The organism is Alteromonas sp. AWM4_230 (genome assembly GCF_056158305.1).
The window spans coordinates 3,207,889-3,221,929 of sequence record NZ_JBSWTB010000001.1 but is presented as its reverse complement, the minus strand read 5'-3'; the positions used below and the strand labels follow the sequence as shown (position 1 = coordinate 3,221,929).

Genomic DNA, 14,041 nt, shown 5'->3' with positions numbered 1-14,041 from the left:
GTTATCGCGACTCCTTTGCAAAATCGGCAATAATATCGCTAATAAACGCGATGCGCTCTTTAGCTGTTTCGGTCTTTTTCACCAAACGCAGTTTTTGGCTACCTTCAAATTTGAAAGTATTAGGTTTAGTTTGTACCAAGCTGATAATAAAGCCCGGGTCGACCTTAGTGTTTTCTTTAAACTCTATGGTACCGCCTTGCGCCGACAAGTCTACTTTTAGAATGCCTAAGTCTTGGGCTTTTAGTTTAATTTCAGCCACTTCTATCAAGTTTTTAGCAGGCTCTGGTAAAAGACCGAAACGGTCAATGCACTCTACCTGGAACTCGTCAATATCGTCTTGGTTGGTGCAGCTTGCTAGGCGCTTATATAGCGATAGGCGAGTGTTAACGTCGGCAATATAATCTTCAGGCAGTAGGGCCGGAATACGCAGTTCGACCTCAGTGTGCCCTGATGTTGCATCATCTAACGACGGCTCTCTACCATCTTTAAGTGCATTAACGGCTTTATCGAGCATATCCATATAAAGGCTGAAACCTATGCTGGCGATTTGCCCTGATTGATCGTCACCTAAAAGCTCACCTGCACCACGAATTTCCAAGTCGTGGGTAGCAAGGGCGAAACCTGCACCTAAATCTTCAAGTTGAGATATGGCTTCTAAGCGTTTCACTGCATCTTTGGTCATGCGCTTTGGATGCGGTGTTAACAGGTAAGCGTAGGCTTGGTGGTGTGAACGACCCACGCGACCACGAAGTTGGTGAAGCTGTGCTAAACCTAAATGGTCGGCCCTGTCCATAATAATGGTGTTCGCGCTTGGTACGTCGATACCGGTTTCAATAATAGTGGTACAAACTAGTACGTTGTAGCGCTGGTGGTAGAAGTCGCTCATTACGCCTTCTAGTTCGCGCTCGCGCATTTGACCGTGCCCCATTGCTATACGTGCTTCAGGAACAATTTCGGCAATCTCTTCCACCGTTCGTGCAATGCTTTCCACTTCATTATGAAGGAAGTAAACCTGACCACCACGCAGAATTTCACGCATGATGGCTTCGCGAATAACGGCTTTATTGCGCTGCTGTACAAAGGTTTTAATTGATAAACGACGCGCCGGCGCTGTAGCGATAATAGATAAGTCGCGCATACCAGATAACGCCATATTCAGCGTACGAGGAATAGGCGTAGCGGTAAGGGTTAGAATATCTACATCTGCACGTAAAGATTTTAGCTTCTCTTTTTGACGCACACCAAAGCGGTGTTCTTCGTCGATGATCACAAGGCCTAAGTCTTTGTACTTAATATCGCTAGATAGCAACTTATGCGTGCCTACCACGATATCGACTTTACCTTCGCCAATACGCTCCACCACAGACTTTTGCGCTTTACCGCTGACAAAGCGGCTCATTACTTCAATTTCAAACGGCCAGGCGGCGAAGCGGTCTTTGAAGTTCTCGTAATGTTGCTGAGCCAGTAGGGTAGTAGGCACTAATATAGCTACCTGTTTACCTGCATTTGCGGCAAGGAATGCGGCTCGCATGGCAACCTCGGTTTTACCGAAGCCTACGTCGCCGCAAACTAAGCGATCCATAGCTGATGGGCTTCCCATGTCGTGCATAACCGCAGCGATAGCTTGCGCCTGGTCGGGCGTTTCTTCAAAGGGGAAGCTGTCTGAGAATGCTTGGTAGTCGTCCCAGTTTATATTGTAAGCAAAACCTGGCTTGGCGGCACGGCGTGCATATACATCGAGTAATTCCGCAGCCACGTCACGGACTTTTTCAGCGGCTTTTTGCTTGGCTTTTGTCCAGGCGTCAGAACCTAAAGCGCTTACTGGCGCGCTGTCTGCGTCTCCGCCTGTGTAGCGCGAAATTAAATGGAGTGAGGCAACGGGCACGTACAATTTTGATTGTTTGGCGTACTCAATACACAAGTATTCAGTGGTAACGCCGCCTGCATCTAGCGTTTGCAAGCCTAGGTAACGGCCCACGCCGTGGTCTAAATGCACAACCGGTTGGCCAATAGAAAGCTCGGCCAAATTGCGAATAATGGCACTTTCGTCTGTGGCGGTGCGCTTATCACGTAAACGGCGCTGGCTTACTTTTTGGCCTAATAACTCCGTTTCTGTGATAAATAACAGCTCGCCTTCTTGGGTTTGCCAGCGAAAGCTGTTATCAACCATACCCACGGTAATACCAATACTGTCGTGGCTTGCGATGAAGTCGCTAAAGCTATCAACAATCTTGGGTTTTATACCTGCTTTGGCAAGCACAGTAATCAAACCCTCTCGGCGACCTTGGGTTTCAGCACAAAACAGTACTTTAGCCCCGTTGTCAGTGGCCTGATTTACGGTTTTAATAAGTCGTTCAGCAGGTACTTTTTTCTGCGAGTTAATCGCAATGTCATCCAGTTTTTCGCACTGAAGGTTGGTAGAACCTTGTTTTTCTTCAAGTACCTTGCTGGAAAGCGACGCACGAGGCCATTGCTTAATAGCACCGAATAGCTCGTTAATAGGTAAAAAGAGTTCATCTGGTGCAAGTAACGGGCGAGCTAAGTTATAGCGATACTGCTCGTAACGTTCTTGAACATCGGCCCAGAAGAACTCGCTGGCATCTTGCACATCGCCGTGAAGCAACAGCAGGCTTTTCGGGTGAAGGTAATCGAACAAAGTCGCGGTTTGTTTGAAAAATAAAGGCAAGTAATATTCCACACCGCTTGGCATGGTACCTTTGCTTACTTGCGAAAAGACGCTTTCAGAGGCGTTGTTGGCGTCGAATTTTTCTAAAAACTGCTGGCGGAAAAGGGTGATTGCTTCTTTATCTGTTGGAAACTCTCGAGCCGGTAGTAAGCGTATTTTATTTACCGCTTCGCCAGAGCGCTGAGTTTCAGTATCGAAATAGCGAATAGAGTCAATTTCATCGTCGAATAAGTCTATTCGAAACGGCTGGTCGCTACCCATTGGGAACAGGTCGATAATGCTGCCGCGTACCGAGAATTCGCTATGGCTCATCACCTGGCTAACGTGAAGATAGCCAGCTTGCTCTAGGTTGCGCCTGAATTGGTCTCTGTCTAAGGTGTCGCCTTTATTTAGCATCAGTAGGTACTTTGCTAAATAGTCGGTAGGCGCAAGGCGCTGCATTAGCGTGTTAACAGGAACAATAAAAACGCCTTCCACTTGTTGGGTAAAGCGAAACAGGGTTTCTAACCGTTGCGATACAATATCTTGGTGAGGCGAAAAGGAATCGTATGGCAGCGTTTCCCAGTCTGGGAACAGGGTAATGGGCGTATTTTTTTGATTATCGCTTAAGAAAAATGCTATTTCTTTTTCAAGCTTCATTGCCGATGGCGTATCGGCGGTAATCAATACAATAGGGCCTTTGTATTGGTTTAGCGTTTGGCTAATACATAGCGCGGCGCTGCTACCTTGAAGCTGGCCCCATTGTTTGTGATCTTGTGATGAGGCTTCTTTTTTAGGCGCAGGTAAGGGAAGCGATAATAAAGTGGCTGTCATGACGTCCTGTTTTTTAAATGCAAGATGAGTTTTACGGCTTATATACAGTTGTTAGGGGCTATTCAGATCCCGCTTTTTTCTCTTTCGCCCGTTTTCTTAACTGTTGAGTTTGAATATGTAAACTGGCGCGAACTAGAAGCTCCTGATCTTGCTCTCGAATAGTATTAAAAATAAAAGCGATATGGTAACTGTCTTCTACTTGCTCGCAAGTAATAACTTCGCCAAAACAAAAAATTGCTGCGGCTTCGGCATCAAGAAAAAGCTTTAGCTCTGCTCTAGTGCCTACCTCCAGCGCATCAGACGATTCAATAATTACACCACCACCACCGAGTTTTACGGTTTTGAAACGGTATTCGGGCTCATCCTGTTGATGCAATACAAACGACATCATTAGGTCAATTTTTCGTGACTGATGATTTAAGTATTCGGCCAAGGTTTCAGCGTGATCACCTAAGTTTCTTAAAGGGCGAATTGCTTGTGCCTCTAACGCGGCCATTTCGCTGGCAATGCGAAATGCATAGGGCATCGAGTCTTCAAGGTTGTCCTCATCAGGTACTTTTTCATTGTCACGTAACGGGCGCACATTGGCATTTATGCTGTGCGCAATAGAAAAATACTCATCGAATTGGGCTTTTTTTTGTTCTAGGCTAAGTTCGCTCACATCATTCCTCTGCCACTATTTCTTGTGCCGCTAGTAACTTATAAGTAGTATACCGGTCACATGTAGTATACCCACTTTACTATTTTGGGGTTAACCCGTCATCTCGCCTTTGGGCTACTTATCTGAATTATTTATTCACTAAGCATAGCTAAATGTAAGGCAGATTACCGTATTACTGAAAAGCAAGGCGCTATGTTTTATCCTCTTTCTGCATTCATTGCTTATCGTTATGCCAAGTCTAACAAAGCAAGCCAAACCAGTTTTGTCTCATTTATAAACCGATTTTCAGTGGCCGGTATCGCGCTAGGCTTGATGGCGCTTATTATCGTAGTATCCGTAATGAACGGCCTAGAAGGGCAGTTAAAACAGCGCATACTCGGCATAGTCCCCCACATTGAAATTGCAAAGACTGAAATTACAAAGACACCCATCGCAAGCAACAGCCTTAGCAAGACACCCACCCAAAAACAAGTTGCAGAGACACCCACGCTAAACGAACAAAAGTCAGGCAACCTAAGTAAGACACCCACGTTAAAGATGCAAAAAAGTCTTAGCGAGACACCCACCCAAAAAGTTACTTCCCCTAATCCTTTAACGTTAGATGAAATTAGCATGACACCCATCGAAGGCGTAGTTGCCAGTATGGATTACAGAGAAGCTGAAGCCGTAGTGCAGTCGCGCTCAGACTTGCGCGGCGTGCAGGTTCACGGTGTTCAGCCAGATGTGATGCTTGAGCACACCTTAGTTGCAAACCATATGGAGCAAGGCCGATTCAGTGACCTCGCTAAAGGTAGCTTCGCCGCTATCATTGGGCGTTCACTGGCTATAAAGCTTGAAGCGCGTGTAGGCGACAGGCTGCGAGTGATGGTTGCAGGGGCCAGTGTTTATACGCCGTTTGGAAGAATGCCAAGTCAGAGGCTTGTGACTGTGGTGGGTGTCTTCGATATGGGCTCGCAAATGGATGACAAGGTGATATACATGAACCTTGATGACGTGAATCGCTTAATGAGAGACCCCCAAGGCAGTAAACAATCATTGCGTCTCTTTCTGAATGATGCGTTCAATTATCAAGCGGTGGTTAATGAGTTAACAGATAGGGTGGGTGTCTCTGCAAATAATATTAGGACGTGGCGGGAGCGCCAGGGGCCACTGTTTGATGCTGTAAAAATGGAAAAGAATATGATGACACTCATGCTACTACTTATTATCGCTGTAGCTGCATTTAACATAGTGTCTGCATTGGTAATGGTAGTAACCGAAAAGCAGGGCGATATTGCGGTACTTCAAACTCAAGGCATGTTGCCCAGTACGGTAATGTGGATTTTTGTATTGAATGGCTTATTTAATGGTATAAAAGGCGCAGGTATCGGGCTTATCTTGGGTGTCTTTATAACCCTTCAGCTGAATAATATTTTAGATGCAATAGGTTCACCGTTAGCACTAGCGGCTGACGGAAGAGGGCTGCCTATTGAAATGGACGTAGTGCAAATTATCAGCATTACCTTGCTATCGTTGTTATTATGCGTTTTAGCCAGCGTTTATCCTGCACGCAAAGCGATGAAAATTGCACCGTCTCAGGCTCTTCAAAACGAATAAATAGTTGAATTTACCGTGCAAAAGACCGTGAAATTCACTATACTCGCGGTCTTTTAAAATTTGCTCAGTGAGACGTCATGAACAAGAATTTTATCACCTCGCAATCGCTTCTACAGGATTCCTTTCGCTTAGCGGCAAAGGTGTATGAAGACGGCTTCCGCCCTGACTTTATTATCGGTATTTGGCGTGGTGGTGCTCCAATTGGTATCGCAGTTCAAGAATTCTTTGAATTTAAAGATACGTCAACCGACCACATCGCGGTACGTACTTCGTCTTACTATGGAATCAATAAACAGTCGAAAGAAATCCGTGTACACGGGTTACACTACTTGGTTGAAAATGCGAATGCTGATGACAAGTTATTGATTGTTGATGATGTTTTTGACTCAGGCCGAAGTGTTGACGCGCTTATCAAGCAAATTAACAAGCTTATGCGCTTGAACATGCCAAAAGATATTCGCATTGCGTGCCCTTGGTATAAGCCTCAGAATAACACTACTGATATTGTGCCTGATTACTACGTAAACGAAAGTGATGAATGGCTAGTGTTTCCTCACGAAATCGCAGGCTTGTCAGAAGAAGAGATCCGCGAAGGAAAAGGCGAGTTGGCTGACGTTATGGACATCTTATTCCAAAAGTAACAGCCATATAGCTTTAATAGCGATTACGAATCGCTATCGAACGTATCTAAACCGCACGATTGTGCGGTTTTTTTATTGGCTAAATTCGTTGGAAACGAGAGCGTAAACGTAGTGCCCACGTTAACCTCGCTATCTACGGCAATAGTGCCACCCATGGCCTCAACAATAGAAAAAGAAATATAAAGTCCTAAACCAGTTCCTTTACCTGTAGGCTTAGTGGTGTAAAACGGCTCGAAAAGTTTTTGCAGAGCGTGTTTTTCTATACCACAACCCGTGTCTTTAATGGTGATAACGGTATGGTTATCTTCTTCAAAGGAAGAGACGGTTAACTTGCCTCCATCATCCATCGCTTGCGCAGCATTGACAAAAAGGTTCACCAACACCTGATTTAACTTTCCGGTTTTCCCTTTTATTAGAGGGACTTCCGTTAAGTGCTGTTGAATTTTAATGCGGTGCTTTAATTCGCTATTTACTAACCTCAAGGCATGCGCAATACAGTCATTTACATTAATAGTTTCATCATCAAGCATGTCGGCGTCATGAGAAAATGAACGAAGACTGGTGATTATCTCGGTGACTCTGTTTAAGCCTTCTTCGGATTCCCCACAAATATCTGCAATTTCATCGCTTAATGAATCAATCTTATTACGCGATTGCCACCGCATTGCTTCTTGCGCTATTTCCGCTCTTTCTTCATCGCTAGCACTTGATGCCAACTGCAACACTATATCCTGCATCTGGGATAAAGCAGGCAATACGTTTCTTAAAAAGTGAATGTTACTATTGATAAACGCTATCGGATTATTTATTTCGTGGGCTACACCTGCTGCTAATAACCCTAGAGAAGCCATTTTTTCAGAATCGATAAGGCTCTTTTCAACTTTGGCTTTTTCTTCTTTCAGCCTCACCGTTTCCAGCGTCATTAATTTTTGCCTGCATCCCCATTGCCATTTGTTCCGTAAAGGTGCGATATCTGTTGGCCATATCTACGTATTCTTGGGTGTAGTAACCCAGTGATTGATGACAAAAAACAATAACGGCCTGCTGCTGATGTACGTTAAACGGACAATAAAGCACCGATGTGACTGAAGTTTCAAATAATGGCAAGTGCTGTTGCCAAGTAGGCTGTTGCTGAACGTTAAACAATGCAACGGGTTCACTTTTGACGGCTCTAGAAAGGGTATCGTCTATCTCCCAAACAGTATCAAGTAAAGTGTCATGTGTACTATTTATACATTTCATTTTGCCCGCGCTTTCATTCTCTAGCACAAAGCATACTTCGTAGTTGTAAAGCCCCTTAAAAACGCTAAACATCTTCTTGTAAAGATCTATTTCATCCTCAGCGGTAAGCAGCACCCGGGTGCCTTCTAGCAATGCATCGCTTTCTTTTTTATGAGCCTCAGCTTGTTGTTTCAAGCGGTAAACAAGGGCCAGATCTTCTAAAACGTTTTCGTAATCTTTATTCATTGGGAAAACACTACCGCTGATATCATGAGGTTACCGTGTCTGTTTTTGCCGTCTAAAAATCGCCCTTGTTCGCCAAACGTAAACGGGCCACAAATAGGTAGAGAAGGAAACGTTTTTTGTAACGAGTTCAACATGGCGTTTATCTCATCGCCAACCATTAGCCGGCATCCGGCGCAATAAATCATCAATACGCCAACGGGCGTTTTGTTTTCCGGAAGCAGCATAATTGCATTATTGATAACACGCTCTGCACGAGAGGTGAGGCTTGTAATATTTCCTTCCATTAAAACCAGCTCTTCGCCTTCTTGTACTTCGGAAAAAACATGAAGGGTCCCATCTTCGTCTACCGAGTCGGGATGGCAGAGAAGATAGTTTACTGCGCCATTGTCCAGCTCAACTGGCTTGCCCAAAGGCGCCGATGAAGTAAGCCCTAATATTTGCCCGCCGTTAAGCTGTTGTGCAATCAAGCCATTAGTCGCATTATTGTAGATAGTGCTGGCTTTACCATTATCGAGTTGATGAAGTTGCCGACCTTGAGCTGTAGTGGCTTTAAAGACAGTTTCAGTAGGTTTGTAACCAGAGCTATAGCTTAAACCCAAAGGTGTTGAAGGGTATAGAACTGCTACGGCAACGGTTTTAGGCCCTGAGGAAGTCGTTGTTACTGTGCTCCAATTGCCTGAAACCGTATTGTCTGCCATTGAGCCCCCAAAGATAGGAACCTTTGTTCCCACGACGCTGGCAAAACCCTCGAGTATGCTTTCTTCATCGCCTGGGGGAAGCGAGCACCAGATAAGTGCTGGACTCTCATAGGGTCTTTCTGCATTTGCCAATGCTTTTTGCAGCGATACTGCTCCTGCTTTAAATGGGCTGCATTCAGTAATGTCGGCACTGCCTACACCGTAAGCCCCGTTTTCATCGTTAATACAGAACAAGGCTAAATCACAGTTAGGCGAGGCTATGTTGTTATCGCAAAGCAACGCACCTAAGCAAGAACTAGAGATGAAAAATGGTAGCGCTGTATCGGTTATAGTTCTTGAAAGTGTATCTAATGATAAATCGGTATTGCCGTAACCGATGAGTAGTGAAGGCCTTTCATCGGCTAAAACACTCTCTAGTTGCGATGTTACGCTTTCAGTACCGTCGCACTGTAATGCAAATGTCTGAATTTTCATTTAGCTCTACCACTCGACTTCACTCTTTAATCATAGGTTGAAATTAGAAAAAGCTTATTAACTTTTAGTTTAATAAGTGAAGTGATTTGAAGAGGTAAAGGGTTTAATTATCCAGGTAAAATTTGTCGTGGAAGGTATACACCCAAGTTGGCTGGTAAATAACGAGTAGAGTAATAGCCATTCCGTTTAGAAGTGCTTCTGGAAACACTAATAGCGGGATTAGTAAAATATAGTTATCGAAAACGATGTCCCAAGTATACGTACCTTCAAAATAATAGAAGGCGCCTAGCGATAAGGTTTTAAAAGCGATTGATAGTGCGGCAGGAAAAAAGGCACATACAAAGATATATACAAACAGTTGTCTGGGGATATGGTGGAAAGACAACATGTAGAAAAGGTAGGTTGTTCCAATTGGCAAAATAGTTCCAAGCAGACCATTCACACCGAAGTTTTCCCACGTGCCGTAACCTATGAGGTTTGCCCCCAAAAGCGTGATAAATGAGGCAATAATGGCATTTCTAAAGCCCAACATAAGGGTGAGAACAGAAAGGCCTAGAAAATGAACATCTAAGCCTTCAAAAATTCCCGCTTTAAACAACCAAAGCACAAATAGAGAGGCAGCGGTGCCGAATATAAGGTGTTGCTGCTGCTTGTTGCGAGCAAAGTGAGTAAAGTCGATGTGCTTAGCCGCGCCCAGCAAAAACGCGCCATAGATTAGCGATGCCAACAACTGTAATGAACTCACTGGTACCCCTTATACGGCGCTACTTTATTCGCTATCAGCTAACTAGTTATATTCGGCCCAAATTGGGGCATGGTCCGACGGCTTTTCAATGCCTCTTAATTCATAATCGATGCCAGCGTCCTGCAGGCGTGAATGCAAAGTTTTTGTAGCCAGTATTAGGTCAATGCGAAGGCCGCGGTTGTCGTTAAAACCTTTTGAGCGATAGTCGAACCACGAAAACTTGTCATTAGATTCAGGGTGAAGTGTTCTAAAGCTATCCTCAAAACCCCAGTCGATAAGAGTGTTCAACCACTCACGTTCTTCCGGCAAAAAGCTACATTTACCTGTTCTCAACCAGCGCTTTTTGTTTTCTTCACCAATGCCGATGTCTAGATCTGTATGGGAGATGTTCACATCGCCCATCACAATGACGTTTTCATCTGGCGTGTGGTTCTCGTTCAAATACGTCATTAAATCTCTATAAAACTTGCGCTTAGCAGGGTATTTTGTTTCGTGCTTTTCGTTTTCACCTTGGGGGAAATAACCATTTAGGATAGTTACAGGTTCGCCAGCTTCATCAGTGGTTTTTAAGATGATCATTCTACGCTGGGCATCTTCTTCGTCGGTAGGAAAACCCATAGAAACAGAAAGGGCTTCTTTCTTTGCTAAAAACGCTACGCCGTAGTGACTTTTCTGCCCGTGGAAATAAACGTGATAGCCCATGGCTTCCACGGCTTCTACTGGAAACTGCTCGTTATGAACCTTGATTTCTTGCAAGCCAATAATATCTGGTTGGTGAGCGTCAGTAACTGCTTGTAGTTGGTGCAAGCGGGCGCGTATGCCGTTTATATTAAATGAGATTACTTTCATGTTTATGTTTTTGTTGTTTCAACGTTGAGTTAAGTCTACCAGAAACTAAGCAAGCGCTTAACGAAGAACTACCGATATATTAATGCATTCAGTCGATTGGATGGATTAAGTTTATTTATAGCTAGGCAGCTTGTGCGTCGCCCGGTGATGCCGGTGGGTGTGATTGAAACGAATTACCGCGCGATTTCTGCCTATGGCGGAAATAGCCTTTGTTTTTAACTGCGCTATGCTAGCTAACCCACAGCCTGAGTAGTATTGTCGTGCATATCAACTTCTGCTAGTGAAATCAGATATTCAAACCATGCATTCGCATCTTTTACTGCATCTGCAACAAAGCTCTCATTTTCTTGCTCGAGTTCAAGGAGTAGCTTTTCGACTTCTTGTTTGAATGACGCCCATGCTTTCGCACACCCAGCCATGGCTTGGTAATAGTTTGTAGGTATATCGCGCTCAATGGCATTTAACCTACGAACAATGATATTCGCTCCCATCGATGAGCCTAACCATACGTATATAGCTGAAATAGCTTGGCTGATGGGCGAGCTGCTGAATGGCATAGATAGTTTGTTGTGGTGGGTTTCTTTGTAAGTCTGGCCTGTGTATATATCTGGAGCGTCGATGTCTTTGTTAATTGAATTTTTGGCAAGCGCAAGAATATCTTGATTTAGCGCATCTTGAATTGCATCACTGTTTATCATCGAAGCCACTGTAGCAAGGGCTGGAACTTTGAGTTCAGCTCGTTGAACGGCGTTTGCCGCGGCTTGGTGGAACATACTCATGATTTTTAAAATAGCGAGGTATGCCTTTTCATCGAACAAACTGTCTTTGTGGTAAATGGAAAATGGGAAAGTGTTTTCCAGAATATCGTGGTTTGCATGGGTGTCTTGCTTAAGAGCAGTGAAAAGGTTGCGCATGGTTTAAGTATCTTGGTGTCGTTGCTTTGTAGTTAAAATCGATTGGGCTTTACTTTAGCATGGGTGTCTCTGTAACCGGTAGTGAATTGAAGAAAAGCTAAATAATTTCAAATGAGCTCGGTTGATTGTTGGTTTGGGTGGGTGTCTTTGTAAGGATAGTTTGTTGTTTTTAGCGTGGGTGTCTTTGTAAGAGAGGTTTTGGTGACTATTGCATTGCGCCTTTTGCTGGTGCGGGTATACTTGCCCCAAATTTTGAGATAGGTGAATAAGCGTGTTTCCAGAAACAATTGCAGACAAGTTGAACGATGCGGTCATTGAGCAGGCAATGAAGCTAAGTGCTGAAGAACGACAAGAACTTGTTGTTAGCTATATAGCGAAAGCAAAAGAAATATGGATGATACAGGGCAGTGAAGGCTTTGTTATGTTCGAAGGCGGCGAGAGTGTTCAATTACCCGTATTCCCACATCGCGACTTGGCGCAAAAGTTCGTAGACATAAATGAAATAGAAGGCCAATGCGTAAGCGTTGAATTGGCTGAGTTTACAGAAACTTGGCTGCCTGGTCTTACAAAAAATGGTGTAGAACTGGTTATGTTTCCAACAACAAGTGACGTTGAAAACTTAGTTATGACCGCAGAAGATTTAGCTGCCGAACTAAACGGCAATTAGTCTGGGCTTACAGCAGATGAATTCGGATGAAACTTTGCTTCCTTTAGCTTCATCGCTTGCCGCTTCGAAGGGGTGGGATGATTTCACTCGCACGCTTATGTTAGCGGGTAAATCTTTAACGCCACTCCCTCTAGACGAACGTACTTCAGACACAGCTGTTGAAGGATGTGAGAGCCCTGTGTGGATGGCATATTCAACGGAACAAGGCGGCATTATGGCGTACTCACCAAGTAAGGTGATTCGGGGTGTACTTGCAGTATTACTTGAAAAAGCCAATACCTTGTCCGAAGCGCAGCGTGAAAGTTTTGACTTTGAAAGTTATTTATCTCGTTGCCAGTTAGAGCGATATCTAAGTCAGTCGAGAGGCAACGGAATAAAGTCAGTGATAGCAAAGTTGAAGGGCGTATAGGCGCTTCTTTCTCGCCCCTCTACTTGTTTTTTGCTTCAATCCACTGGCTCATATATTTACTTGCTGCAAGCGTTTGATGCCACAACAAACCTTGCATAAACAAAGCATCCCTATGTTTATCTAGTCCTTGTTTTAACTCACTTATTCTTTCAATAAACGGCACTTCTGGCTGCTGCTGTTTAAATACGTCTAGCAAGCTAACTGCGTGATTATTGGCTAAACTCCATATCTTCTCATCTTCATACAGCGCTACTGCCTTTTCAACGTAATCTTGAATAACCGCCACATTAGAAGTATCAGCATCGCATAGAGCACCAGGCCATTGTGCCGATTGCAGATTTTTAACCTCGTGTTCGACTTTGGCGCTCATCTCGCTATTTACATTAACGCTATCTTCAACAATACCCTCTGCGCCAATCCAGGTTGTGACGCTTGGTGTGCCGCAGCGCATTGCATCAAGCAACTTTCCTTTTATCCCCGCGCCGAATCGCAAAGGAGCGATAAGGGCTCTAGCATTTTTCATTACAGACTCAACATCGTTGGCCCAGCCCTTTACTAAGAAGCCTTGTTTCTCGTTGTGAAGTTGCGTTGCTTTCTTAGGTGGGTAAGCGCCGTAAATATGCAATTCAGCATGAGGCAATGCTTTTTTGATTGAAGGCCACAGATACTGCTTTAATTGCAAAACCGCGTCCCAATTTGGCGCATGGCGAAAGTTACCAATATGGATAAAATGTGAGCGTTGCTCAAAAGATGGGGCAGGGCTTATAGAACGGCCAACTACGAGAGGATGATACTGAATTTGCGCTGAAGGTACACCGTAGTGTTCAGTCAATAAGGCCATTTCTTTTTTTGAAATAACCAAGGTTAGATCGCTTCGAATAATCGAGGCAATTTCTCTTTGGGCCAGTTCGCTATATAGATGCGCTAGTTTTGCATCGCCATGCTTTTTTACCGCTTCATGTCGTGCTTGGCGAAGGCTATGTAAATCTTCAGTATTAAGCACTCTTAGCGCATTCGGGCAAACTTCTTTTACTCGCCAGGAAAACTGTTCTTCAGTCATGTAGCGATCAAAAATAACGACGTCTGGGGCTATCTCTGCAATAAGAGTGTTAAATGAACTGCAGTTTAGCGCCACAGGCTGAACATTTACCCCCATGGCTAGAAGATCGGCTTTGTGCTCGCTATCGGTGGCGGCTGTTAAGAAAGTCACGTTGAAGTTAGCGGCTAAGCAATGCTTAATAATAGATAGCATATTCTGCCCCGCTGCTGAGGAATTAGGCTCGGGCCATACATAGCCGACTACAACAACATTTAACATGGTACGAATTACAACTCTTATTTAAATTGTGCCTGAACTGCACTGTTATTTTGCGGCAAATGCTATCACAAAACTGCGCTCGCCATTAGTCAGAGGGAGTGTG

At 44.3% G+C, this 14,041-nt stretch carries 13 protein-coding genes; 4 read left to right on the top strand and 9 right to left on the bottom strand.

Annotation, left to right across the window (positions count from 1 at the left end; translation table 11 throughout):
* Position 1: 1 nt before the first annotated feature.
* Positions 2–3,499, bottom strand: coding sequence for a transcription-repair coupling factor (gene mfd, locus ACXACS_RS13835; protein WP_474807389.1), 3,498 nt, complete (start codon positions 3,497–3,499; stop codon positions 2–4).
* Between the two features lie 58 nt (positions 3,500–3,557).
* Positions 3,558–4,160, bottom strand: a complete 603-nt coding sequence (locus ACXACS_RS13830) for a PilZ domain-containing protein (protein ID WP_474807387.1) — start codon at positions 4,158–4,160, stop codon at positions 3,558–3,560.
* Between the two features lie 192 nt (positions 4,161–4,352).
* On the opposite strand from ACXACS_RS13830, the gene ACXACS_RS13825 reads away from it, so the two are divergent.
* Both ACXACS_RS13825 and ACXACS_RS13820 read left to right on the top strand, forming a co-directional pair.
* On the top strand, positions 4,353–5,756 hold the full coding sequence (locus ACXACS_RS13825) for an FtsX-like permease family protein (protein WP_474807385.1): 1,404 nt from the start codon (positions 4,353–4,355) through the stop codon (positions 5,754–5,756).
* 77 nt (positions 5,757–5,833) lie between these two features.
* Positions 5,834–6,397, top strand: a complete 564-nt coding sequence (locus ACXACS_RS13820) for a phosphoribosyltransferase (protein ID WP_118489551.1) — start codon at positions 5,834–5,836, stop codon at positions 6,395–6,397.
* Positions 6,398–6,420: 23 nt separating this feature from the next.
* Here ACXACS_RS13820 and ACXACS_RS13815 read toward each other — a convergent pair whose 3' ends face one another.
* From ACXACS_RS13815 to ACXACS_RS13790, 6 genes are all read right to left on the bottom strand, one after another.
* Positions 6,421–7,320: a sensor histidine kinase gene (locus ACXACS_RS13815; protein WP_474807383.1), complete on the bottom strand. Its 900-nt coding sequence runs from the start codon at positions 7,318–7,320 to the stop codon at positions 6,421–6,423.
* Entirely contained in the window at positions 7,274–7,864 is a 591-nt protein-coding gene (locus ACXACS_RS13810; RefSeq protein ID WP_474807381.1) for a hypothetical protein, read from the bottom strand. Before ACXACS_RS13810 ends, ACXACS_RS13815 begins: the two co-directional genes overlap by 47 nt.
* Positions 7,861–9,036 carry an FIST signal transduction protein gene (locus tag ACXACS_RS13805; RefSeq protein WP_474807379.1) on the bottom strand — a complete coding sequence of 392 codons (1,176 nt, stop codon included), beginning with the start codon at positions 9,034–9,036 and terminating at the stop codon, positions 7,861–7,863. Before ACXACS_RS13805 ends, ACXACS_RS13810 begins: the two co-directional genes overlap by 4 nt.
* Positions 9,037–9,139: 103 nt before the next feature.
* The gene (locus tag ACXACS_RS13800) at positions 9,140–9,781 is read right to left on the bottom strand and encodes an energy-coupling factor ABC transporter permease (RefSeq protein WP_474807377.1); all 642 of its coding nucleotides are present in this window, start codon (positions 9,779–9,781) and stop codon (positions 9,140–9,142) included.
* A 42-nt stretch (positions 9,782–9,823) separates the two neighbouring features.
* Positions 9,824–10,630, bottom strand: coding sequence for an exodeoxyribonuclease III (gene xthA / locus ACXACS_RS13795; RefSeq protein WP_474807374.1), 807 nt, complete (start codon positions 10,628–10,630; stop codon positions 9,824–9,826).
* A 233-nt stretch (positions 10,631–10,863) separates the two neighbouring features.
* Complete coding sequence (locus ACXACS_RS13790) at positions 10,864–11,544, bottom strand: biliverdin-producing heme oxygenase (RefSeq protein WP_474807372.1); 681 nt, start codon at positions 11,542–11,544, stop codon at positions 10,864–10,866.
* A gap of 271 nt (positions 11,545–11,815) precedes the next feature.
* Here ACXACS_RS13790 and ACXACS_RS13785 point away from each other — a divergent pair, with 271 nt between their 5' ends.
* On the top strand, positions 11,816–12,211 hold the full coding sequence (locus ACXACS_RS13785) for a DUF2750 domain-containing protein (protein WP_474807370.1): 396 nt from the start codon (positions 11,816–11,818) through the stop codon (positions 12,209–12,211).
* Between the two features lie 16 nt (positions 12,212–12,227).
* On the top strand, positions 12,228–12,620 hold the full coding sequence (locus ACXACS_RS13780; RefSeq protein WP_474807369.1) for a SufE family protein: 393 nt from the start codon (positions 12,228–12,230) through the stop codon (positions 12,618–12,620).
* Between the two features lie 19 nt (positions 12,621–12,639).
* Here ACXACS_RS13780 and ACXACS_RS13775 read toward each other — a convergent pair whose 3' ends face one another.
* Positions 12,640–13,938, bottom strand: a complete 1,299-nt coding sequence (locus ACXACS_RS13775; RefSeq protein ID WP_474807367.1) for a glycosyltransferase — start codon at positions 13,936–13,938, stop codon at positions 12,640–12,642.
* Positions 13,939–14,041: the final 103 nt, after the last annotated feature.

What these genes read in the sequence shown, in the direction of transcription:
- ACXACS_RS13775 (WP_474807367.1), bottom strand. Translation starts at nt 13,938, where the DNA reads ATGTTAAATGTTGTTGTAGTCGGCTATGTATGGCCCGAGCCTAATTCC.
- ACXACS_RS13790 (WP_474807372.1), bottom strand. Translation starts at nt 11,544, where the DNA reads ATGCGCAACCTTTTCACTGCTCTTAAGCAAGACACCCATGCAAACCAC.
- ACXACS_RS13780 (WP_474807369.1), top strand. Translation starts at nt 12,228, where the DNA reads ATGAATTCGGATGAAACTTTGCTTCCTTTAGCTTCATCGCTTGCCGCT.
- ACXACS_RS13810 (WP_474807381.1), bottom strand. Translation starts at nt 7,864, where the DNA reads ATGAATAAAGATTACGAAAACGTTTTAGAAGATCTGGCCCTTGTTTAC.
- ACXACS_RS13825 (WP_474807385.1), top strand. Translation starts at nt 4,353, where the DNA reads ATGTTTTATCCTCTTTCTGCATTCATTGCTTATCGTTATGCCAAGTCT.
- xthA (WP_474807374.1), bottom strand. Translation starts at nt 10,630, where the DNA reads ATGAAAGTAATCTCATTTAATATAAACGGCATACGCGCCCGCTTGCAC.
- ACXACS_RS13820 (WP_118489551.1), top strand. Translation starts at nt 5,834, where the DNA reads ATGAACAAGAATTTTATCACCTCGCAATCGCTTCTACAGGATTCCTTT.
- ACXACS_RS13805 (WP_474807379.1), bottom strand. Translation starts at nt 9,036, where the DNA reads ATGAAAATTCAGACATTTGCATTACAGTGCGACGGTACTGAAAGCGTA.
- mfd (WP_474807389.1), bottom strand. Translation starts at nt 3,499, where the DNA reads ATGACAGCCACTTTATTATCGCTTCCCTTACCTGCGCCTAAAAAAGAA.
- ACXACS_RS13815 (WP_474807383.1), bottom strand. Translation starts at nt 7,320, where the DNA reads ATGACGCTGGAAACGGTGAGGCTGAAAGAAGAAAAAGCCAAAGTTGAA.